This is a genomic window from Leucobacter ruminantium (assembly GCF_017565705.1).
GTDB lineage: Bacteria > Actinomycetota > Actinomycetes > Actinomycetales > Microbacteriaceae > Leucobacter > Leucobacter ruminantium.
In genome coordinates, this window is record NZ_JAGDYL010000020.1 from 52,398 (window position 1) to 74,673 (window position 22,276).

The following is a 22,276-nucleotide window of genomic DNA, read 5'->3' on the forward strand; positions in this document are numbered from 1 at the left end:
GCTCCTCGGGCGGGATGGTGGGGTGCGGGGTCGTCGAGGGATCCGCGACAACCGGTACAACCCATCCTAGGCGCGCACTATTCCGCGGCGGCGGGGTCGGCATCGGGCGGGGTGCCGGTGTTCGCCGAGGCCGCGGTGCGGCGGCCCCGGATGCTCCGCAGCGTGCCGAAGACGAGGAGCAGGGCCGCGGCGGCGCCGAGTACCGACAGGGCGATGGTCTCGAACCCGCTGCGGATGGTGAGGGTGAGCGTGCCGACGTAGGCGACGTGCGAGCCGGAGGTGTCCGTGACCTTGATGTTGAGCCCGGACTCTCCCGACGAGACGCGGCTGCGCACGGGCACGAGCACGCGCGAGTTGCCCTCGGCGGGCACGACGACACGGGGGAAGCCGCGCTTGCTGACGCTGAGGGCCGCGGAGGAGGGATCCGCGCGCACGTCGACCAGCGCGTCGAAGGGCAGCGAGTTGTGCAGCTGCACGGGCACCTGGGTCGATGCGCCGACGAGCTGGGTGCTCCCGGTGCTCAGCGCGCGCACGCCGAGGCGCAGCTCCTCGTCGCGCTTCGAGAACTGCCGGGCCGCCGCTTCGAAGCCCGAGTCGGGCTCGGCGTAGTGGGTGGCGAAGAGATCGAGCAGGCGGGCGCGCTGGTAGCCGGCGAGCTGCTCGGGGTGCTCGAGCACGGCGCCGACCTCGACGACGTCGGCCTCGCGTCCGGCGGCGCTGCGCAGTTGCTCGCGACGCTCCTCGAGGGGGGCGGCGGCTCGCAGGGACGCGGTGCCCTCCTGCTGGTCGGCGGCGGGCGTCGCGACGACCCAGTCGTATGAGATGAGCCGTTCGACGATCGCCGCGGTGTTGTCGGAGTCGGCCACGGCGCCGCGGTCGAGTGCGAGTACACGACCTGGCGTTCCGCTCGGAGCCGCGAGGGCGAGACGCGCCGTCGCCTCGGCGAAGCCGGCCTGACGCACGGTCTCGCTCTCGTCGGAGAGCGCCGTGCGGACGGCGTCTCCGAGCGCGGCGTCGGAGACGAGGGCTCGCTGGCCGCCGCCGAGCGCCGCCCTCGGGCCTCCCGAATGCGTCACGTTGGAGGAGTCGAGCACCGTCTCCGAGATGCCGTTGCTCTGCAGCAGGTCGAGCGTGGCTCGATCCACCTGTCCGTCGGCGGGCCACGCCACGGATTCGTCCTGCTGCGGCCAGGCGAGGAGCTCCTCCAGCGAGGGAGGCACGGGTTCGGTCTCGACGCCGTCGATATTCTCGGACGGGAAGGATCCCTGCGCGGTGATGTAGTCGAGGTTCACCGGCTGCAGCAGCTTGGGGTAGCCGAGTGCGGCCTGTGCGGCCGGGTCGGCGTCGGCGAACTGGAGCAGGAAGCTGGGCAGCTGGCTCGACTCGAGCCGCTCGAGGAAGCGGCGGGCCTGCAGAGGAGCCTCATCACCGTATCCGCGGATGGCGGCGATGATCCTGGGGTCGATCGCGAGTGTCGCCCGAGCGGCCGTCGCGGCGTCGAGGAGCGCGTCGAAGCGCGGCGCCGCCTCGTCCAGCTGCTTGCGGCTCGGCATCGCGCGCAGCTCGGTCGGCAGCACGATCGGCACGATCGTCGTGAGCCGGGTGCGAGCCTCGCCGACACCCTTCCAGACGACGGTCGTCTCCGCGCTCAGCGGGGTGATGGTCTGCCTGCGGTCGGACCTCTCGGGAGTCAGCGTCGCCCGCACCCTGTAGACGCCCGGCTTCGCCTCGGCGAGCGGCAGCTCGTCCCGCCGCACGGTCACGGAGACGGTCTGCGCGGAGGCGGTGGCCGTCTCGCCGACCTCCGCCTCGGAGACGAGCACGCCTCGCTCCGGGAAGGGCTCGTCGAGAGCCTCCTCGCCGTCGAGGGGCTGCGGGGCGATCTCGAGGCGCAGCCGGCCCCCGGCGAAGGCGGTCTCGCCGGGGTTGTCCACCTGCGCGGCGAAGCCGTAGCCGTCTTCGGTCTCGTCGAGCACCGGTTCGGTGGGTGCGATGGTCAGGCTCGGGGCGGAGGCATCTCCCTCCGTCTCCGTCTCGGCCGCTGCTCCGGTCGCACCGGTACCGGCGAGCAGCCCGCCGAACAGCCCCAGTGTCAGCGCGGCGGAGATCCAGGCGCGCCCGGAACGGCGGGAGCGGAGCGGGGACGGCATGGATTCAGTCTAGGCAGTAGCCTCCTGAGCGCGCTGCGAGGAGCGGGCCGCGGAGCGCACCGGCCGCGATACTCTTGAGGGATGCGCCCCATCGCCGAATCCATGGACGCCCTGCGCGCGATCGCCGACTCCGCACCCGTGGCCGAGCTCGCCTCGGCGTTCGCCGAACGCGGTCATGAGTTCGCTCTCGTCGGCGGACCGGTGCGCGACGCGCTGCTCGGCAGGCCCGTCACCGATCTCGACTTCACGACCTCGGCGCGGCCCGACGAGACGCGCGCGATCCTCGATTCCCTGACGAAGAACGTGTGGGAAGTGGGCCGCGACTTCGGCACCATCGCCGCCCGGGTGCACGGCGAGACGGTCGAGATCACGACCTACCGGGCCGAGATCTACCGCGATGACTCGCGCAAACCGGACGTCAGCTTCGGCGACACGATCGAGGGCGATCTGGTGCGCCGCGACTTCACGATCAACGCGCTCGCCCTCATGCTGCCCGAGCTGCGCCTCGTCGACGTGGGCACCGCCTCGGAGAGCGGCTTCGGCGGTCTCGAGGATCTGCTGGCGGGCCGCATCCGCACCCCCGGCTCCCCCGAGGCTTCGTTCACCGACGACCCGCTCCGCATGCTGCGAGCCGCGCGCTTCGCCGCGCAGCTCGGCTTCGAGGTGGCGCCCGAGACCCGGTCGGCCATGGCGGAGTTCGCCGAGCGGCTCGACATCATCTCGGCCGAGCGCATCCGCGACGAGTTCGTCAAGCTGCTCACGACCGACGACCCGGTGCCTGGCATCCGCCTGCTCGTCGATACCGGGCTCGCCGACCGCTTCCTGCCCGAGCTCACCGCCCTCGTCGCCACGCAGGACGATCACGGCAGGCACAAGGACGTCTACGAGCACAGCCTCACCGTGCTGCGCCAGGCGATCGAGCTGGAAGCGGCGCGAGGCCACGATCCCTCACCCGACATCGTGCTCAGGATCGCCGCGCTGCTGCACGACATCGGCAAGCCGGCCACGCGCCGCTTCGAGCGCGGCGGCGTCACCTTCCACCACCACGATGTCGTCGGCGCGAAGCTCGCGAAGAAGCGGCTGCGCGAACTCCGCTTCGACAACGACACGGTGAAGCGGGCGGCCCGCCTCATCGAATTGCACCTGCGCTTCTTCGGGTACAGCGACCAGCAGTGGACCGACTCGGCCGTGCGCCGATACGTGCGCGACGCGGGCGGCGAGCTCGAACAGCTGCACATCCTGACCCGCGCCGACGTGACGACGCGCAACCGTCGCAAGGCGGAGCGGCTCGAGCACGCCTACGACGACATCGAGCGGCGCATCGCCGAGCTCGCCGAGGCCGAGGAACTCGCCGCGGTGCGGCCCGAACTGGACGGCGAGCGGATCATGGAGATCCTCGGCATCCCGCCGGGACCCCTGGTGGGGCGGGCCTACAAGCACCTGCTCGAGGTGCGCCTCGACGAGGGGCCGATCGGCGAGGAGGCCGCCGAGGCGCGGTTGCGCGCCTGGTTCGCCGAGCAGGCTTGACCGGTGCCGATCGCGACCGTCGCCTCTCCCCCGTACATTCGGACGAGGACGTTGTTTCGGATGGATTCGGGCGAAGCGATCCGAATGATCGGTGAGATCCGAAGTATGGAACCGAGGTGGAGGGTGTGATGAGCGCGCAGATGAAGGATCCTCGGGAATGGTTCGACGGCCGTGCACGGATCATGTTCGTGCACGCGCACCCCGACGATGAGACCATATGCACCGGCGGCACGCTCGCGGCCCTGGCCGAGGCCGGCATGGAGCCGCTGCTCGTCACGCTCACCCGCGGCGAGCGGGGCGAGGTGGTCGCGGGCCCGCTCGAGGCGCTCGCGGGCGCCCACGGCCTCGCGGTCGTGCGGCAGAACGAGCTGAAGACGGCGCTCGGCATGCTCGGCGTCGAGCGCCACGCCTTCCTCGGCGTTCCCCCGGCGCGCGCCGAGGGGCTGCCCCCGACGATCTACGAGGACTCGGGCATGGAGTGGGGCGCGGACGGCCGCGCCGTCGCCGCGCCGGACGCGAGCGATGAGGCGCTCACGAGCGCGCCCGCGGTCGAGCCGCTGAACGATCTGCTCGCGGCCGCATACCTCGCGGGAGCGCAGGGCGTCGTGAGCTACGACGACGGCGGAGGCTACGGCCATCCCGACCACCGGCTTGCGCACCGCCTCGCGCGGGCGGTCGCGCACGCGCTCGAGGTGCCGTTCTGGGAGATCGCGAGGGATCCCTCCCCCGCCGCCGAGGTGCACGACGTCGAGGCGTGGCTCGACCGCAAGACGGCGGCGCTGCGCGCTCACGCGACCCAGCTCACGGTGGACGGCGACGATATCGTGCACGTCGGCGGGCAGCGCGAGCCGATCGGCCGGAGCGAGGTCTTCCTCCGCGCGTAGCGGGAGATCCCTCATCGACGGTCCGGGATCCCTCACCGCGCGCCGCGGAATCTCCCGAGCGCCCCGCCCTGGAAGATGATAGGCTGTACAGGTTGTCTGTGTTCCACGCGATTCGCGAGGTCCGCAGGCACGATGCACAAACACCCTCCTGCCGCAGAAATCCTGCGGCCGTGAAGTCCGAAGGAGGTGGGTCAGTAATGCATACGTACGAACTCATGGTGATCCTCGATCCGGGTATCGACGAGCGCACCGTGGCCCCCAGCATGGACAAGTTCCTCGGCGTCATCCGCAACGCGGGCGGCGAGATCGAGAACGTCGACATCTGGGGCAAGCGCCGTCTCGCATACGAGATCAAGAAGCAGTCCGAGGGCATCTACGTGGTGGTCAACTTCACCGCGAGCCCCGAGGCGACCGCCGAGCTCGACCGTCAGCTGGGTCTCTCCGAGGCCGTGCTGCGCACCAAGGTGCTCCGCGCCGACGAACTCATCGCCCAGCGCGCCGCCCAGTCGAAGCGCGATCAGGCCAAGGCCGCTCGCGCAGCCGCGAAGGTCGGCGCCTAGCTCATGGCCGGCGAGCCGCTGATCACCGTCGTCGGCAACCTCGTTGCCGACCCCGAGCCGCGCGTGTCGCAGGCGGGCAAGCCGTGGGTGACCTTCCGGATCGCCTCGACGCCGCGCGTGCGCGACCGTCAGACCGGCGACTGGTCCGACGGCGAGCCGCTGTGGCTCGGCTGCCGGGCCTACGGAGAGTACGCGGACAACATCGCCGCGTCGCTCACGAAGGGCATGCGCGTCATTGTGCAGGGTCGCCTCACGCAGCGCAGCTACACCGATAACCAGGGGCAGCAGCGCACCTCCCTCGACCTCGAGGTCGAGGAGGTCGGACCGTCGCTCCGCTTCGCCACCGCTCAGGTGACGCGCGGCCAGGGGCGCGGCCAGGTGGGCGGCTTCGGCGGGTCGAACAACCAGCCGCAGGGCCAGAGCAGCTGGGGCCGCTCCGGCGGCAACGGCGGCCAGCAGGACAACCCCTGGACCGATTCGGGCCAGGGCGGATCCGGCGGCTTCGGCGGCGGTTTCGACGACGAGCAGCCCTTCTAGACCACTTCTTCTCCCGGGCCGCGAGCCCGGAACGCATCACGAAAGAGACCAATCATGGCAGGCAAGTCCAGCGGCGCAGGCCGCAAGCCGGGTCGGGGTAAGAACGCAAAGACCCTCGCACCCGCGAAGAAGCAGACCGTCGGCGTCATCGACTACAAGGATGTCGCGACGCTGCGCAAGTTCATCTCCGAGCGCGGCAAGATCCGCGCCCGCCGCATCACCGGCGTGTCCGTCCAGGAGCAGCGACTCATCGCGAAGGCCGTCAAGAACGCCCGCGAGATGGCCCTCCTCCCCTACGCCGGCTCCGGCCGCTGAGCCGCGAAGGAGTTACATCATGGCGAAGGTTATTCTGACCAACGAGGTCCAGGGCCTCGGTTCCGCCGGTGACGTCGTCGACGTCAAGACCGGTTACGCGCGCAACTACCTCGTGCCCCAGGGCTACGCGGTGCACTGGACCCGCGGTGGCGAGGCCCAGGTCGCACAGCTCCGCGCGGCGCGCGAGGCCCGTGCGCTCGCCTCGGTCGAGGACGCGCAGGCGCTCAAGGCCAAGCTCCAGGAGGGCAAGATCCGCCTGCAGGCGAAGACCGGCACCGGTGGCCGCCTCTTCGGCTCGGTGAAGCCCGCGGCCGTCGCAGCCGCCGTGTCCGAGGCCGGCATCGGCGAGATCGACAAGCGCAAGATCACCGTGCCGTCGATCAAGACGACCGGCGAGTACAAGGTCGTCGCGCACCTGCACGAGGGCGTCGACGCCGAGATCACCCTGCAGGTCATCTCGCAGCGCTGATCGCCGAACGGCATCCCCGAAGCGGGGCGGAGGGTCTTCCCTCCGCCCCGCTTCTGCGTGTGACGGGCATGCGGACGACCGGTGAACGGGGCTTTTCGGGCCTGTGGAAACTGTGACCCGAACAGGCCTTCGAATCGCGGAGAACGGGGGTGATTTGTCCACATGTCAAATCGGATGAATACACTCAACTTCAGGTTGAGAGTTGAATAACTTCAGGCCTGTGGATTATGAAAACACCTGATCATAAGCTATAAAAACCGTGGAGCGTAAAAGTTTCCCACAAGTTCTCCCCAGGCATGTGAGTAATCTCGCGCCTGAATGCGGAAGATATCCACCGAGTTATCCACAGGGTGATTCTCGGTCCGTTTGTCGGGTCGTCCGAGCTCGCCTAGCGTGAATGTCAGAGGTCCGGTGTTGACTGCATTCCACCCCTCGAACCACAGCCGTAAGGAGTGACCGAGTGTCCATCGCTCACCTGGGGATCTCGGATCCCTTCGTCGAAGAACCCGGGCGCGGGAACGAGCGCACGCCTCCGTACGACCTGCTCGCCGAGCAGAGCGCGCTCGGCGGCATGCTGCTCTCCAAAGACGCGGTCGCCGACGTCACGGGCCTGCTCAAGGGCGGCGACTTCTACGTGCCCAAGCACGAGGTGATCTACGAGGCGGTGCTGTCGCTCTACTCGCGCGGCGAACCCACCGACGTGATCACCGTGACCGATGAGCTCACGAAGACCGGCGAGCTGCAGCGCGCGGGCGGGGCCGAGTACCTCCACACGCTGACGAGCATCGTGCCCACCGCTGCCAACGCGAGCTTCTACGCGGAGATCGTCTCGGAGAAGGCGCTGCTGCGCCGCCTCGTCGAGGCGGGCACGCGCATCGTGCAGATGGGCTACGCCGGCGAGGGCGAGGCGATCGACCTCGTCAACGTCGCGCAGTCCGAGATCTACGGCGTGACCGGCGAGAGCCAGGGCGAGGACTACGTGCCCCTGCACCTCGCCGTCGACGCCGCGCTCGAGGAGATCAACAAGGCCAACGGGGCGGCCGACGGCATGCTGGGCGTTCCCACCGGCTTCAGCGAGCTCGACGCCATGACCAACGGCTTCGCCGGCGGGCAGATGATCATCATCGCCGCGCGACCCGCAATGGGAAAGTCCACGCTCGCGATGGATGTCGCGCGCAACGCCTCGGTGCACGCGAACGCCCCCACGGTGTTCTTCTCCCTCGAGATGGGGCGCGCCGAGATCGCGATGCGCCTGCTCGCCGCCGAGGCCTCGATCCCGATGCAGACGCTCCGCAAAGGCGCGCTCGACAACAGAGATTTCCAGAAGCTCGCGGCCACGCAGGCTCGCGTCGCCGAGGCACCGCTCTTCATCGACGACAGCCCGAACCTCACGCTGGTCGAGATCCGCGCGAAGTGCCGCCGCCTCAAGCAGCAGCACGGGCTCCGCATGGTCGTCATCGACTACCTCCAGCTGCTCTCGAGCGGCAAGAAGTCCGAGAGCAGGCAGCAGGAGGTCTCGGAGTTCTCGCGCGCGCTGAAGCTGCTCTCCAAGGAGCTCGACGTGCCCGTGATCGCGCTCTCCCAGTTGAACCGAGCCTCCGAGCAGCGCGCCGACAAGATGCCGGCGATCAGCGACCTCCGCGAATCGGGTTCGCTCGAGCAGGACGCCGATATGGTCATCCTGCTGCACCGCGAGGCCGTCGGCGATCGCGACAGTCCCCGTGCGGGCGAGGCCGACTTCATCCTCGCCAAGCAGCGCAACGGGCCCACGGGCACCGTCACCGTGGCGTTCCAGGGGCACTACTCGCGCTTCCAGGACATGCCCCAGGGCGTCTGAGCCTATAGGCGCATCCCGCGAGCGTAGATGCGCCGTCGGCGTGGCGAACCCCCGCTCCCGGGGGTTCGTCAAGAGGCCGCGCGGGTAGGCGTGCCGTAGCGAGGATGCGTTCGGCGTGATTCTGGCAAGGCGGAGGAGGAAGGGTTTGCTGGATGTAAATTCGACGACGATAACGCAGCCAGAATCGCGCCGAACGCACCGCAGTAGGTGCGCCTATCCGCGCGGCCTCTACGGCCGACACGATAGACTGATCTGCGGAGAAAGGGGTGTCATGGCTGCAGCGGTACCGACGGCTGCGGAGTCGACGACCCCGGAAGCGCCCGTCTCGCGCGCGGTACGCCTGGTCCGTGCGATCGCGCTGCTGCTGGGCGGCCTCGCGATCACCTTCTCCGCGACGCTGCACGAGCAACTCGGCTTCGACCTCGGCATCTCCGCTGCCGTCATCGGGGCCGTGGGCATTGCCCACCTCGTCGAGTGGGTCTCGCGGCGCGCTTCCTCCCCCAGCGCCGTGCCCCTGATCGCCGGTGCGGTGTCGGTGGCCGCCGCGGTCGCACTCCCGTTCACGGTCTCGGCGATCGGATTCGCGGTCACCGTCGCGGCGTGGGCGCTCGTCGCCGCGCTGCTCGAGTTCGTGGGCGCCGCGGTGCGCCCGGGCAGCCGACCGGACGCGACGCTGCTCGGCGCGATCGGCGTGCTGCTCGCGCTGCTCGCGCTGCTCTTCCGCGAGGATCCGGTGGCCGTCGTCGGCCTGCTCGGCGCATACGCGATCATCGCCGGCGTCTTCCTCGCGATCTCCGCCTTCGACATCCGCCGCGGCCCCGCCGCGGACCCCGCAGACTCCTCGGCAGCCGCCGGCTCCGAGCCCACCGCCCCGTAGAAAGCCCACGATGACCCAGTCTCCCGAGCCCGCCCCGCAGCACCCCGTGACTCCGTCGCGCAGGGAACGCCTGCGACCGCTCGAGCTCATCGGCTTCTCGGCCGTGCTCGGAGTCTTCTCCGGTCTCGTCGTGCTGCTCGTGACCCGCGACCTGGTGCTGGCCGCGGTCTTCTTCGGTATCGGCTTCATCGTCTCGGTCATGATGGTCGCGCTGCTCGGCCTAGGGGGCAAGCCCAGCGAGGCCGATGTGCAGGCCAGGAAGGACCTGCAGGGCCCCGCGGGCGGCGACAAGAACTGGCACTGAGCGCGAGGGTCGGTGCGGCGGCTCCGCCGTTCCGCTGATCGCTTGCGACGCACGGCTCCCGGATCCGCGTCGCAGCCGGACCGAGGGGCGCGGCCGACGGCCCCTCATCTCGTATCTGCTTCCCGACTGATCCGTGGGAGCGACCGCGCCGGGCGGAGCGCAGCCATCGAATCCGGGTCTGGCGCTCACGGCGATCCTTGTGTACCATCTCCAACAGCATTCTGTTATCGCTCACATTCACGGCGGTACCAGTCGAGGCAATCCCGGATGCGCGAATCCGTACCCCAGACATCGAGGAGGATGTCCATGCACGATCCCGCCCGACCGAAACGCCGGTCCCGCCACGGAAGACTGCGTCGGCTCGGCGCCATCGTCGCCGCGAGTGCGCTGACGCTCGGCATCGCCATTCCCGCCGCGCACGCGGAAGCACCGGCCGATACCGTCGCGAACTTCACCTTCGACGAGGCGCCGGTCGACGGCGTCTTCACCTCGGGCGACGTTCGCGCGACCGTCAGGGGAACCGCCAAGCTCGTCGAGGGGCAGGCTGGGCAGGGCACGGCGGCTCGCCTCGGATCGGGGTTCTGGCTCGACCTCGCCAAGACCGACGGGTCGCCCGTGCTCCAGGGGCTCGATGCCGTCACGCTCTCCTACGACAGCAAGCCCGAGGCAGGCAACCAGGGGTGGACCGTTTTCGCACCGCGTGAGGCGGCTGCCCAGGTCTTCCAGAGGGAGACCTATCTCGGCGTTCTCGACACCGAGTCGGCGATCACGGTCGAGCGCTACAACAACACCGGCGTCCGCAACCTCGAAGGCAACATCACGGCCACGGGCAACCGCATCGGCTGGAAGCACGTCGACCTCGTCATCGATGGCGCCACGGCGAAGCTCTACGTCAACCGGGTGCTCGTGTCGACCAACACCACGGGCGAGACGCTCACCGGCATCGTGGGCCAGGCCGGAGGGAAGCTGCAGATCGGCAAGGCCAACTGGGGCGCCGGCGAGTACTTCTCGGGACTCATCGACAACCTGACGATCACGCCGCGGGCGCTGAGCGAGGCCGAGATCATCCCGCCGAACGACGCGCTCGCACAGCAGGACGCGGCGGATCTCGCGATCGAGAACGCCGACGACATCCGCGGCAACTTCTCACTGCCGAGCAAGGGATCGCGCGGCTCGAGCATCGGGTGGGAGATCGTGAGCGGCGTCGAGCTCGCGACGCTCGAGGACGGTGTGAATGACGCAACGCGCCGCGTCGTCGTCACCCGCCCCGCTTCGGGGGCGTCTGCCGGGAGCATCGCTCTCCGCGCGACAGTCACCAACGGGTCGGCCACCGCGACGAGGGACTTCAGCCTCACGGTCACGCCGAAGCCGGCAGACGCGGGCGATCCCGAGGCCTACGTCTGGGCCTACTTCACCGGCGAGGGCGTGGGAGGCGAGAAGATCAGCCTTGCGGCCTCCAAGGGCAACAACGCGCTCGACTGGTACACGCTGAACGAGGGTGAGCCGCTATTCAGCTCGTCGCTCGGCGAGCAGGGGTTGAGGGATCCCTTCATCATCCGCTCCCACGACGGCGACAAGTTCTACATGCTCGCCACCGACCTCAAGATCGACGGCCGCGCAGGCAGCTTCATGACTGCGCAGGTCAACGGATCGCTCGGCATCGAGATCTGGGAGTCGACGAACCTCGTGAACTGGACGGCGCAGCGCCACGCGGTCGTGAACACCCCCTTCGCGGGCAACACCTGGGCTCCCGAGGCGTATTGGGACGATGAGCTGGGCACTTATGTCGTCTACTGGGCGTCGAACCTCTACGACAAGCAGAACACGACGGAACGCACCAGGCCCAACTACAACCGGATGATGTATGTCACGACCGACGACTTCATCAGCTTCTCCGAGCCGCAGGTGTGGATCGATGTCGACCGCAGGGGCCAGGACGGCTCGGGCTCGATCGACGTCACCGTGCAGAAGGTCGGCGACGCCTACGTGCGCGTCTACAAGGACGAGAACACCATGTCGCTCCGCCAGGAGCAGTCGAGCGATCTGCTCGCGACCGTCGGTGGCGCCGGCGTGAAGAACTACTCGTCGACCGTCGGTGCGTCGAGCGGCTGGTCGCAGATGGGCACCGAGATCGGCAACGGCAGCGACAACGGCTACGGCGGCACCTTCACTGGTGGTGAGGGACCCTCGCTGTTCAAGGCGAACCCCGGCGACGTCAACGGCTACCAGTACTACCTCTTCGCGGATCAACCGAGTTACCACGACGGCCCCAACCACTACGTGCCGATGGCCACCACGAACATCATGGACGCCTCCGAGTGGAAGGTCATCGGCGACGAGATGCCGAAGGCCAACTTCCCCGCGAACTCAGACGGCGGAATGCCACGTCACGGCACGATCCTCCCGGTCACGAAGGCCGAGCACGAGGCGCTGATGGCGGCCTACGCCGGTGACCTCGAGGTCGAATCCTTCGAACCGCTGACCGCGGAGACGATGGCGGGCGTCACGCCTGAGCTGCCGACGAAGGTCACGCTGCGCATGAAGAGCGGGGCGACCAAGGAGGTCGGCACCATCTGGGAGCAGCTGCCCGCCAGCGCGTTCGCCGAGGCGGGTCAGACGGTCACCGTCAAGGGCGTGGCGAAGGACGCGACCCGCTTCCCGATCGAGGTCGCGGTGACCGTCACCGAGAAGCCAGAGGCCGTGAACGGCCTGATCGCGAACTACGAGTTCACGCAGACCACCGGTGCGACCGTACCGAACAAGGGCGGCAATGCCGGACCCGCGAGAGTGCAGAACCACAGCGACGCCCAGTGGACGGGCGACTCGCTGGTGCTCACCGGGGGCGCGAAGGGCGGTCCGGGCAACTGGGTGCGCCTGCCCAACGATCTGCTCACGGGAGCGGACGCGGCGACCGTCACCACCGAGGTGAAGATCGACCCGTCCATGAAGCACCTCCACAACTTCCTCTGGAACATCGGCGCGGAGAACGATCAGGCTCACTACTTCTTCGTCGGCCTGCGCGACGACGAGGTCTTCCCGCCGCGCGCCGACATCAGGAACGGGAGCGCAGAGGCGATCGCGAGCACGAGCGGCAACATCGACTTCGACCGGTGGACGTCGATCACGGCGACCATCGACGGCGCGAGCGACAAGCTGCGGCTCTACTTCGACGGCGAGCTGGTGGCGGAGACCACGACGACGCTCGAACCGAAGGACATCGCCGACCAGACGATGAACACCATCGGTAAGTCGCCGTGGCCCGACCCGCTGTTCAAGGGCGAGATCGCCACCTTCCGGGTGTACGACCGCGCCATGGACGCCGACGAGGTGCGAGGGATCAGCGAGGATGACGCGCTGCTGCACGAGACCGAGCTGCGGGCGTTCGCCCAGCAGAAGGTCGACGGGATCGCGGTGCCGGAGGGGGACGTCGACGGCGACTACGTCGCGCTCCCGACGGCGGGAGGCCGTGTCACCTGGACGTCGAGCGAGCCCTCCGTCGTCGACACCGACGGCACCGTGACCCAGCCGGAGGCCGGCGCGCAGCCCGTCGACGTCGAGTTGACCGCGAACTATGCGTTCCGCGGCCTCACGGCCGAACGGAAGACAACGATCAGGGTGCTGCCCACGAGCGCGAGCGCCGAGGAACTGGCCGCGCTCGCCGCCGAGCGCTACGTGATCCCTCCCCTCCTGCGCTCGGGAACCGAGCTGCCCGCGGCCCCGAAGGGGATCGTCGTCACCCCCGTCTCCGCCACGGGCGGCGCATCGCTTCGCGACGGTGCGCTTGTGCTCGACGGCGGCGGGGCGGCCGACGCGCGGGTGACCGTCGAGGTCTCGCGGGCATCGGCGCCCGGCACGACCGTCAAGAAGACCTTCTCCGTGCGGGTGCTGCCCGCGCACGAGGCCCGTGACATCGCCGGATACCACCGCATGCCGACGAGCGAGTTCGAGGCGAACAACGCCGATGTCGCGCTCAGCATGCACCTCGCGGTGCAGGGCGACCCGGGCAACCTGCTGCTCAGCCCCGAGGCGTGGACCCCGCTCAACGAGAACTACGGAGTCTTCTTCCCGAAGACCTCGGAGCCGGTTCCGATGACCGGGCCGAACCCGAACACCTACACCCGCAGCCTCAAGAATCCCGCGGTGTTCCAGCTGCGCGGCGACGAGGGCTACGGTGTCGTGAGCACGCGGGTCAAGCGCGGAGGCGGCACCGACGGCACCCAGACGAGCCAGGTGCTCCTGGCGACCACGACCGACCTGCTCGACTACCGCGAGCTCGGCCTCCTCACGCTCGACGAGGCCGGGGGTGTCAACTTCCCGACCGCGGTCTACGACGCGTCGAGCGACGCCTACGTGGTGTCGTGGACGACCGACTCCGGCGCGGGTCGCCACCAGGTCTTCACCGACTTCGCGGCTGCCGTGGCGGGCACGGGCGGGGGCGCAGGCGGCGAGTCCGCCTCGGGGCGGGCCACCGGTTCGAACCGCACGACGGACCTCGTGATCGAGGACTTCGCCGCCGGCACGACCCTGACCGTCCCCGGAGCCGTCGCGCACCGTCTCGAGAACCGCCTCGGACGGATCGTGAACACGGGATACCAGGAGTTCTCCGACGTGAACCTCGACCGGGGCGGTTCGATCGACCGCGGCGCGCTGCCGCAGCGGGTGACGCTGGAGTACTCCGACGGCTCCACCGCCGCGCTTCCGATCTCCGAGTGGGACCTGAGCGGCGTCGACACGTCGAAGCCCGGCACCTACACGGCGAAGGGCACGGTCAAGCAGACGAAGTATCCGAAACCGTTCGCGGTCGAGCGCGCCGATCCCTCAGCCTTCAAGTACGACTGGAACGGCCAGACGAAGTACCTGATGATCGCGACGAACGATCTGAACGAGCGGCACGTGGACCAGTACGGCAACGCGTTCATGCCGATCAGGATCGGCGACACACTCACGGAGCTGGCCGACGTGGCGCAACCTGATCCGAGCGACCCGCACGCGGGCGAGATCCACCTGCTGAAGAAGGGCGATCTCGACGCGCAGGGCAAGGCCATGACCGGTTGCTTCTGGGCCCCCGAGTTCCACGTGATCGGAGGCAAACTGTCGATCCTCTTCATGCCCTGCTACGGCAGCAACCCCGACTACATCACGGGGCGCGCCTCCATCATGCAGCTCCAGCAGGACGAGGCGGGTAACGACCTCGATCCCGCGGAGCCGGCGAATTGGTCGACGCCGGAGTGGATCCTTCGCGCCGACGGCGTCACCAACCTGAACACGGACGTGCCTGCGGCGAACCAGATCTCGCTCGACATGACCTACTTCCAAGACGCCGCGGGCCAGTCGTACTACGCCTGGCAGTCGAACTGCTCGACGTACATAGCGACGCTCGATCCCGTACAGCCCACCCGGCTGACGAGCGATCCGGTGCGGATCGTCACTCCCGAGTACGCGTGGGACAACTCCTGCGCCGAGGGTCCGAACGTGCTCACGCGCGACGGCAAGCTGCTCATGACCTACGCGGGTTCGCAGGTGGGGTACACCTACACCACGGGCCTCGCGGTCGCGCCGACCTCGGGAGCGAACCTCCTCGATCCCGCCTCGTGGCAGAAGCTCAACTACCCGCTGCTGAAGTCGGGGCTCTTCGAGGGCGAGTGGCAGCTCGGAACCGGTCACGGCATGTGGTCGGAGGACGAGGACGGCAACATCGTGCACGTCTTCCACGCCAAGACCGACGCGGGCTTCGGCGACTACACGGTCGGGCGCGACATGTTCGTGCGTCGGGTGCACTTCGACGCCGAGGGCATGCCGGTGCTCGACATGGAGGCGGCCGAGGAGCTGGCCTCGCCGACGGTCGAACTGCGGGTCGTGGTGCGGGCGACGGGCGGCGGCGACAGCGGCTCGAGTGACAGCGGCTCGAGTGACAGTGGTGCGAGTGACAGTGGTGCGAGTGACAGCGGCGGCGGAAACGCCAACCCTCCGGGGGATTCGGGTGGCCAGGGCTCGGGCAGCGGCTCCGGCGGTGGCTCGGCTGCGGGCTCGGGAGCGGATCCGCTCGCGCGCACGGGCGGTGCCTCTCCGTGGAGCCTGATGCCGTTCGGCGTCCTGCTGGCCGCTGCGGCAGCGGGGGTGATCGCGATCGGCGCGAGCGGCACCGGCCGCCGAGGCGCATCGCGTCGCGACGGTTGAGTCGTCGCGACCGCCGCTCCGCCGCGCCCACCGCGGCGGAGCGGCGGTTGTTACCGCTATTGCGCGGTGCGATAGTGTTCTGTGACGGCCGCCGAACAGTGGCCCGCCCGGCCGAACCCGCCGGGTGACACGGCGAGGATGGCGAGGGTCGTACGCGACCGCGAAGGAGATCAGGCATGAACGATCCCGTCGATACGGGGAGCCCTCGCCCGACGATCTACGACGTCGCAAAGCGCGCGGGCGTCTCGCACATGACGGTGTCCCGTGTGCTGAACGGGCATCCGAACATCCGGGATTCCACGCGTGAACGGGTCGACTCCGCGATCAGGGATCTCGGTTATCAGCGCAGCGCGAGCGCTCGCGCGCTCGCCATGCGCAGCGCGATGCGGCTCGGCGCGCTCGTCGACAGTCCCGTCGAGTACGGGCCCAACAGCATGCTCCGCTCCTTCGAGCGGGCTGCGCGCGACGCGGGCTATTCGGTCGGCTCGTTCACGACGACGGATGAGAAGAAGCGCGGTGCCGATGCGGCGATCGAATCCCTCCTCTCGCAGGACGTCGACGGACTGTGCGTGATCGCGCCGCGCCGATCTTCGCTGAGAGTGCTCGCGAAGCGCAGGATCGGGGTGCCGACGATCCTGGTGGTCCCGGAGGTCCTGCAGGGATCCACCACCGCCTCGGTCGATCAGTACGAGGGGGCGCGGCTCGCCGTGGGGCACCTCATCGGGCTGGGGCATCGGCGCATCGCGCACCTCGCGGGTCCGGGGGACTGGCACGACGCGCGGGAGCGCGTGCGCGGCTGGCGGGACACGTTGACGGCGGCGGGGCTTGCCGCGGATACGCTGGGAGAGGGTGACTGGACCGCCGACTCCGGATACCGCTGGGCGCGATCCCTCGAGCCGGATGGGTGCACCGCGGTCTTCGCGGGGAATGACCAGATGGCACTGGGTGTGATGCACGGTCTGTCGGAGCGCGGAATCCGCGTGCCGCACGACGTGAGCGTCGTCGGCTTCGACGACATCCCGGACTCCCGGCATTATCTGCCGCCCCTGACGACCGTGCGCCAGGATTTCGCGGCCCTCGGCGCCCTGGCTGTCGGGCTGCTGCTCGACGCGCTCAGGGGGGACCCCCACGGGGGACTGACGAAGATCTCGCCCGAACTCATCGCGCGCGAGTCGACGGCGAAGGTCGGCGGGTAAGCTCGGTGTTGTTCGCGGTAACAGAATTGTAACGATGGGCGGAACTCCGGAAATCGGTCTTGCGGACACGCAGTGTTAGCGCGCACAATCGACGGAGCGCGCCGCGGACCGAGTTCTGGATCCGCGGAGCCCGCAGGCTCAGACCGTTCAGGGAAGACTCTGGATCTCAAGGAGGAGAAACGAAATGACACGTACGAAGCGCATGCTGGGAATGGCGGGTCTCGTCGCGACGAGCGCCCTGGTGCTCGGCCTCGCCGGGTGCTCCGGAGGCGGAACCGACGGCGGCGACTCGGGTGGCGACGTCACCACGATCGGCTTCGTCGCGGTCGGCCCCGAGGGCGGCTGGCGCGAGGCCAACGAGACCAATATCCAGGACACGTTCACGAAGGACGCCGGCTACGACCTCAAGTACGCACCGGCGACCAACGGCGACCAGAAGTCGCAGATCGACGCCTTCACGTCGTTCGTCGACGAGGGCGTCGACGTGATCCTGCTCTCGGCGACCGAGGCCAGCGGCTGGGAGGAGTCGCTCGAGCGCGCGCAGGAGGCCGAGATCCCCGTGATCCTCCTCGATCGCGGCATCGAGCCCGACGACACGAGCCTCTACGTCACCCGCATCGCTCCCGACAACGCGACCGTCGCCGAGGCCGTCGGCGACTGGGCCGTCGAGAACTTCCCCGACGGCGGCAAGTACATCGTGCTCGAGGGCCCGGCCGGCGTAGGCGTCGTGAACGAGCGCAACAAGGGGTGGGACCAGGCGGTCGAGGGATCGAAGCTCGAGAAGGTCGCCGCGCAGACCGCGAACTGGTCGACCGAGGAGGGCAAGAGCGTCACCGAGACGCTGCTGAAGTCGAACAACAACGACATCGACCTCATCTTCGCGCAGAACGACGAGATGGGTCTCGGCGCGGTGCAGGCGGTCGAGGAGGCCGGTCTGACCCCGGGCGTGGACGTCAAGATCGCCACGATCGACGGCACCAAGCCGGCGCTCGAAGCGCTCGCCGCGGGCAAGCTCAGCTTCGTCCACGAGTACAATCCCCTCTTCGGCGATCAGGCCGTCGAGGCCGTGCAGGCCGCGCTGGCCGGTGACGACATCGACTCCTACGTGCTCGTGCCGAGCGAGGCCTTCGATTCGCCCGAGGCGGCCGAAACCGCACTCCCGGATCGCAAGTACTGAGGTTCTCGAAGGTCCGGGCGTGCGGCTCCGATGAGCTCGCGCCCGGACCTTCTCCACACGCGCGAAGGTGCAGGAATCATGACAGAGAACGCGACGCCCAGCGTCGAGATGAGCGGGATCACCGTCGAGTTCCCCGGCGTGAAAGCGCTCGACGGGGTGAGCCTCCGGCTGTTCCCGGGCGAGGTGCACGCCCTGATGGGCGAGAACGGCGCGGGTAAGTCCACGCTGATCAAGGCGCTCACCGGGGTCTACCGGACCACGGCCGGCACGATCAGGGTGGCGGGCGAGGAGCGTCGCTTCCACGGAACCGCCGATGCGCAGGCCGCGGGCGTCGCGACCGTGTACCAGGAGGTGAACCTGGTCACGAGCCTCTCGATCGGCGAGAACGTCATGCTCGGCCACGAGAAGCGGGGCATCTTCGGCATCGACTGGTGCGCTACCCATCGCGCCGCCTCCGAGGCGCTCGAGCGCCTCGGGCTCGGCCACCTCGACACGCACAAGCAGCTGTCCTCCCTCTCCATCGCCGTGCAGCAGCTCGTCGCGATCTGCCGCGCGATGGTCATCAACGCGAGGGTGCTGATCCTCGACGAGCCCACCTCGAGCCTAGACGCGAACGAGGTCGCGGGCCTCTTCGAGGTGATGCGCAAGCTCCGCGACGAGGGCGTCGCGATCCTGTTCGTCTCCCACTTCCTCGACCAGATCTACGAGATCAGCGATCGCATGACGATCCTGCGCAACGGAGAGTTCGTCGGTGAGCACCTCACGGAAGAGCTCGACCGGCACGGGCTCATCGCCCGGATGATCGGCAAGGATCTCAGCGCGCTGAAGGAGCTCGGAGGTAACCGGCGCGTCGAGCGCCGAGATCGCACGAGCGAGGAGCCGCTGATCGATGCGAAGCAGATCGGTCGCCGCGGATCCCTCGCCCCCACGGACATCGATATCTACCGGGGAGAGGTGCTCGGCGTCGCCGGCCTGCTCGGCTCCGGTCGCACCGAGCTCGCGCGACTGCTCTCCGGAGCCGACCGCATCGAGAGCGGCGAGGTCGTGATGCACGGCGAGAAGACCGACCTCCGATCGCCCGCGAGCGGGCTCGCGCACCGCATCGCCTACTCGACGGAGAACCGCCGCGACGAGGGCATCGTCGGCGACCTCACGGTGCGCGAGAACATGATCCTCGGCCTGCAGGCGAAACGCGGCTGGGCGCGGCCCATCCCGAAGAAGGAGCAGAACGAGATCGTCGAGCGCTACATCTCGGCGCTCGGCGTGCGTCCAGCCGATCCCGACCGCCTCATCAAGAACCTGTCGGGCGGCAACCAGCAGAAGGTGCTGCTCGGTCGCTGGCTCGCGACCGACCCCGAACTGCTCATCCTCGACGAGCCCACGCGCGGCATCGACGTGGGCGCGAAGGCCGAGATCCAGGAGGCCGTTGCGGAGCTCGCCGAGCAGGGCAGATCCGTGATCTTCATCTCCTCGGAACTCGAGGAGGTCGTGCGACTCAGCGAGCGCATCGTCGTGCTCAAGGACCATCAGAAGATCGCCGAGATCGACAACGGGCCGGACGTCTCGGCCCAGACCATCGTCGACGTGATCGCCGCGGAGGACCAGGAATGAACGAGTCGACGAAACGGCCGTCGCTGCTGCGCCTCGTGCGCCGGCCGATGTTCTGGGGCGCGGTCGCCATCGCGGCGCTGCTCCTACTCAACCTCATCAAGGATCCCGCCTATCTCGCGATCTCGGTGAACCCCTCCAACGGGCACCTGGTCGGCAACCTCATCGACATCCTGAGGGCCTCCGCGCCGATCCTCATGATCGCGCTGGGCATGGCCCTCGTCATCGCGACGGGCGGCATCGATCTCTCCGTCGGCTCGGTCATGGCGGTCGCCGGCGCGACCGCCATGGAGTTCCTGAAGTCGGCGGGAGGCGACCCCGGATCCGCGTTCGCGGCCCTCGGCCTCTCGCTCGGCGTCGCGGCCCTGCTCGGGCTCGTCAACGGCGCGCTCGTGGCGTTCGTCGGGCTGCAGCCGTTCATCAGCACGCTCGTGATGATGCTCGCCGGACGCGGCCTCGCGAAGGTCGTCACGGGCGGCCAGAACACGAACGCCGAGAACGGGATGTTCCGCTGGATCGCCAACGGCTACGTGCTCGGCATCCCCGTCGTGTTCCTGCTCGCGATCGCGGTCGTCATCGTCGTCGGCTTGGTGGTGCGCCGCAGCGCGCTCGGCCTCATGGTCGAGGCCATCGGCATCAATCCGAAGGCGAGCCGCATGGCGGGAGTTCGTCCGCGAGGGATCCTGCTCACCGTCTACACGCTGAGCGGTCTGCTCGCCGGCGTCGCCGGGGTGTTCGCGGTGTCGACGGTGATGACGGTCGACGTGTCGCGCACCGGCTACCAGATGGAGCTCGACGCGATCCTCGCCGTCGTCATCGGAGGCACCGCGCTCACGGGAGGCAAGTTCTCGATCAACGGCGCCGTCATCGGCGCCCTGCTGATCGCCACGCTCAACAAGACGGTGCTGTTCCTCGGCATCTCCTCCTCCGCGACCCCGGCCTTCAAGGCCATCGTGATCGTGGTGCTCTGCCTCGTGCAGTCGGAGAAGGTGAGGGCCCGGTTCAGCCGTCGCAGGAATCGAGGAGCCGAATCGGGGCCCATGCCGCAGACCGCGCTGCTGAAACTCGGCGCAGAGGGAAAGGGGGCGGGCGCATGAGCGGCACCGCGCAGGCGACTACCGCGGCGACGGGAACGGGCGGCCTCGCGAGGACCTGGTCCTCCTTCCACCGCGCCATCACCACGAATCTCGCGATCCTCCCCACGATCGCCTCCATCGTGATCTTCGTCGCGATGATCGTGTTCGGCGAGATCGCCTACGGGCGCATCGTGCAGGTCAGCACGCTCTCGAACCTGCTCATCAACAACGCCCACCTCATCGTGCTCGCCGTCGGCCTCACCTTCGTGATCCTTACGGGCGGCATCGACCTGTCGGTCGGCTCGATCGTGGCGATCTCGAGCCTCATCGGCGTCAAGCTCGCCCAGGCGGGCTGGCCCCCGGCGCTCGCGATCCTCGCGATGGTGCTCATCGGCAGCGTCTTCGGCCTCATCTCAGGGATCCTGATCCAGCGCTTCGACGTGCAGCCGTTCATCGCGACGCTCGCCACGATGTTCCTCGGCCGAGGGCTCGCCTCGCTGCTCAGCACGCAGCCCGAGCGGCTGCCCGAGGAGTCGGGCGTGCTGTGGTTCGCGACCAAGTGGAAGGTCATCGACGGCCCCAAGGTCAACGATCTCATCGTCACCCCGGGCCTGCTGCTCGCGATCGTCGTCGTGCTCATCGCCCTGTTCGTGCTGCATCGCACCCGCACCGGGCGCACGGTCTACGCGATCGGCGGTTCGGAGGGTTCGGCCCGCCTGATGGGCCTGCCCGTGGATCGCACGAAGCTCTACGTCTACATCGTCAGCGGCACGCTCGCCGGTGTCGCCGCCGTGATCTACACGGCTCGTCTCGGCACGGCGCAGAACATCACCGGCATCGGCTGGGAGCTCGACGCGATCGCCGCCACCGTCATCGGCGGCACGCTGCTCACCGGCGGCTTCGGCTACGTGCTCGGCTCCGTCATCGGTGCCCTCGTGCTCGGTCTCATGACCGTGCTCATCACCCGCGACGGCAGCATCCCGCCCGAGATGACCACCATCATCACCGGAGGAATCCTGCTCGTCTTCGTGCTGCTGCAGCGGGCCGTCACCAGAGCCAGGCACTAGGAGGCACCTCATGGACGATCAGCGATTCACCCCCGAGATCGAGGCCGGCATCTCGCGACTGCGCGAGGAGGTTGCGGTGCTGCATGGCGAGTTGGTGCGGTACGGGCTGGTGGTGTGGACGGGCGGGAATGTGTCTGGTCGGGTGCCGGGGGCTGATCTGTTCGTGATCAAGCCGTCGGGAGTGTCGTATGACGAGCTGGGGCCGGAGGATATGATCCTGTGCGATCTGGACGGGAATGTGGTCCCGGGCACTCCGGGGAGTGAGCGGAGTCCGTCGTCGGATACCGCGGCGCACGCGTACGTGTACCGGAACATGCCCGAGGTGGGTGGTGTGGTGCATACGCATTCGACGTTCGCGGTGGCATGGGCGGCGCGGGGTGAAGAGATCCCGTGCGTGATCACGGGGATGGCGGATGAGTTCGGGGGGCCGATCCCGGTGGGTCCGTTCGCGGTGATCGGGGATGATTCGATCGGGCGGGGGATCGTGGAGACGTTGCGGGGGCATCGTTCGCGGG

General features: G+C 68.8%; 17 protein-coding genes. 16 read left to right on the forward strand and 1 reads right to left on the reverse strand.

All coding sequences use genetic code 11. The annotated features are described in order from the left end of the window. Positions 1-77 precede the first annotated feature (77 nt). Complete coding sequence (locus J4H91_RS11525; protein ID WP_208046410.1) at positions 78-2,150, reverse strand: DUF6049 family protein; 2,073 nt, start codon at positions 2,148-2,150, stop codon at positions 78-80. Positions 2,151-2,231: 81 nt separating this feature from the next. Here J4H91_RS11525 and J4H91_RS11530 point away from each other — a divergent pair, with 81 nt between their 5' ends. The 16 genes from J4H91_RS11530 to J4H91_RS11605 form a co-directional block, all read left to right on the forward strand. After that, on the forward strand, positions 2,232-3,677 hold the full coding sequence (locus tag J4H91_RS11530; RefSeq protein WP_208046411.1) for a CCA tRNA nucleotidyltransferase: 1,446 nt from the start codon (positions 2,232-2,234) through the stop codon (positions 3,675-3,677). Positions 3,678-3,805: 128 nt separating this feature from the next. Further along, positions 3,806-4,561, forward strand: coding sequence for a PIG-L deacetylase family protein (locus tag J4H91_RS11535; protein WP_208046412.1), 756 nt, complete (start codon positions 3,806-3,808; stop codon positions 4,559-4,561). Between the two features lie 197 nt (positions 4,562-4,758). Then, positions 4,759-5,121: a 30S ribosomal protein S6 gene (gene rpsF, locus J4H91_RS11540; RefSeq protein ID WP_208046413.1), complete on the forward strand. Its 363-nt coding sequence runs from the start codon at positions 4,759-4,761 to the stop codon at positions 5,119-5,121. A gap of 3 nt (positions 5,122-5,124) precedes the next feature. Next, positions 5,125-5,658, forward strand: a complete 534-nt coding sequence (ssb, locus tag J4H91_RS11545) for a single-stranded DNA-binding protein (RefSeq protein WP_208046414.1) — start codon at positions 5,125-5,127, stop codon at positions 5,656-5,658. A gap of 54 nt (positions 5,659-5,712) precedes the next feature. After that, complete coding sequence (gene rpsR / locus J4H91_RS11550; RefSeq protein WP_017884085.1) at positions 5,713-5,973, forward strand: 30S ribosomal protein S18; 261 nt, start codon at positions 5,713-5,715, stop codon at positions 5,971-5,973. Between the two features lie 19 nt (positions 5,974-5,992). Next, positions 5,993-6,442 (forward strand): 50S ribosomal protein L9, encoded by a 450-nt coding sequence (rplI, locus tag J4H91_RS11555; protein ID WP_208046415.1) that lies wholly within the window; start codon positions 5,993-5,995, stop codon positions 6,440-6,442. 460 nt (positions 6,443-6,902) lie between these two features. Beyond that, complete coding sequence (gene dnaB, locus J4H91_RS11560; RefSeq protein WP_208046416.1) at positions 6,903-8,279, forward strand: replicative DNA helicase; 1,377 nt, start codon at positions 6,903-6,905, stop codon at positions 8,277-8,279. A 271-nt stretch (positions 8,280-8,550) separates the two neighbouring features. Beyond that, a complete protein-coding gene (locus tag J4H91_RS11565; RefSeq protein WP_208046417.1) occupies positions 8,551-9,156 on the forward strand; it encodes a hypothetical protein in 606 nt (201 codons plus the stop codon). 10 nt (positions 9,157-9,166) lie between these two features. Further along, positions 9,167-9,460 carry an ABC transporter ATP-binding protein gene (locus tag J4H91_RS11570; RefSeq protein ID WP_208046418.1) on the forward strand — a complete coding sequence of 98 codons (294 nt, stop codon included), beginning with the start codon at positions 9,167-9,169 and terminating at the stop codon, positions 9,458-9,460. 306 nt (positions 9,461-9,766) lie between these two features. Further along, the gene (locus J4H91_RS11575) at positions 9,767-15,637 is read left to right on the forward strand and encodes a LamG-like jellyroll fold domain-containing protein (RefSeq protein ID WP_208046419.1); all 5,871 of its coding nucleotides are present in this window, start codon (positions 9,767-9,769) and stop codon (positions 15,635-15,637) included. A 176-nt stretch (positions 15,638-15,813) separates the two neighbouring features. Beyond that, complete coding sequence (locus J4H91_RS11580; RefSeq protein ID WP_208046420.1) at positions 15,814-16,833, forward strand: LacI family DNA-binding transcriptional regulator; 1,020 nt, start codon at positions 15,814-15,816, stop codon at positions 16,831-16,833. Between the two features lie 184 nt (positions 16,834-17,017). After that, on the forward strand, positions 17,018-18,010 hold the full coding sequence (locus J4H91_RS11585; protein ID WP_208046421.1) for an ABC transporter substrate-binding protein: 993 nt from the start codon (positions 17,018-17,020) through the stop codon (positions 18,008-18,010). Between the two features lie 78 nt (positions 18,011-18,088). Then, a complete protein-coding gene (locus tag J4H91_RS11590; protein WP_208046422.1) occupies positions 18,089-19,621 on the forward strand; it encodes a sugar ABC transporter ATP-binding protein in 1,533 nt (510 codons plus the stop codon). After that, the gene (locus J4H91_RS11595) at positions 19,618-20,715 is read left to right on the forward strand and encodes an ABC transporter permease (RefSeq protein WP_208046423.1); all 1,098 of its coding nucleotides are present in this window, start codon (positions 19,618-19,620) and stop codon (positions 20,713-20,715) included. The genes J4H91_RS11590 and J4H91_RS11595 overlap by 4 nt, the downstream gene beginning before the upstream one ends. After that, complete coding sequence (locus J4H91_RS11600; RefSeq protein WP_208046424.1) at positions 20,712-21,761, forward strand: ABC transporter permease; 1,050 nt, start codon at positions 20,712-20,714, stop codon at positions 21,759-21,761. Before J4H91_RS11595 ends, J4H91_RS11600 begins: the two co-directional genes overlap by 4 nt. A gap of 10 nt (positions 21,762-21,771) precedes the next feature. Beyond that, the coding region (locus J4H91_RS11605) for an L-ribulose-5-phosphate 4-epimerase (protein ID WP_208046425.1) at positions 21,772-22,276 on the forward strand (505 nt) is incomplete at its 3' end.

Bases quoted from the DNA above. Each gene is read 5' to 3' on its own strand.
- ssb (WP_208046414.1), top strand. From the start codon at position 5,125: ATGGCCGGCGAGCCGCTGATCACCGTCGTCGGCAACCTCGTTGCCGAC.
- J4H91_RS11565 (WP_208046417.1), top strand. From the start codon at position 8,551: ATGGCTGCAGCGGTACCGACGGCTGCGGAGTCGACGACCCCGGAAGCG.
- J4H91_RS11525 (WP_208046410.1), bottom strand. From the start codon at position 2,150: ATGCCGTCCCCGCTCCGCTCCCGCCGTTCCGGGCGCGCCTGGATCTCC.
- J4H91_RS11595 (WP_208046423.1), top strand. From the start codon at position 19,618: ATGAACGAGTCGACGAAACGGCCGTCGCTGCTGCGCCTCGTGCGCCGG.
- J4H91_RS11575 (WP_208046419.1), top strand. From the start codon at position 9,767: ATGCACGATCCCGCCCGACCGAAACGCCGGTCCCGCCACGGAAGACTG.
- J4H91_RS11590 (WP_208046422.1), top strand. From the start codon at position 18,089: ATGACAGAGAACGCGACGCCCAGCGTCGAGATGAGCGGGATCACCGTC.
- J4H91_RS11535 (WP_208046412.1), top strand. From the start codon at position 3,806: ATGAGCGCGCAGATGAAGGATCCTCGGGAATGGTTCGACGGCCGTGCA.
- J4H91_RS11585 (WP_208046421.1), top strand. From the start codon at position 17,018: ATGACACGTACGAAGCGCATGCTGGGAATGGCGGGTCTCGTCGCGACG.
- J4H91_RS11570 (WP_208046418.1), top strand. From the start codon at position 9,167: ATGACCCAGTCTCCCGAGCCCGCCCCGCAGCACCCCGTGACTCCGTCG.
- J4H91_RS11530 (WP_208046411.1), top strand. From the start codon at position 2,232: ATGCGCCCCATCGCCGAATCCATGGACGCCCTGCGCGCGATCGCCGAC.
- J4H91_RS11580 (WP_208046420.1), top strand. From the start codon at position 15,814: ATGAACGATCCCGTCGATACGGGGAGCCCTCGCCCGACGATCTACGAC.
- J4H91_RS11600 (WP_208046424.1), top strand. From the start codon at position 20,712: ATGAGCGGCACCGCGCAGGCGACTACCGCGGCGACGGGAACGGGCGGC.
- rpsR (WP_017884085.1), top strand. From the start codon at position 5,713: ATGGCAGGCAAGTCCAGCGGCGCAGGCCGCAAGCCGGGTCGGGGTAAG.
- rpsF (WP_208046413.1), top strand. From the start codon at position 4,759: ATGCATACGTACGAACTCATGGTGATCCTCGATCCGGGTATCGACGAG.
- rplI (WP_208046415.1), top strand. From the start codon at position 5,993: ATGGCGAAGGTTATTCTGACCAACGAGGTCCAGGGCCTCGGTTCCGCC.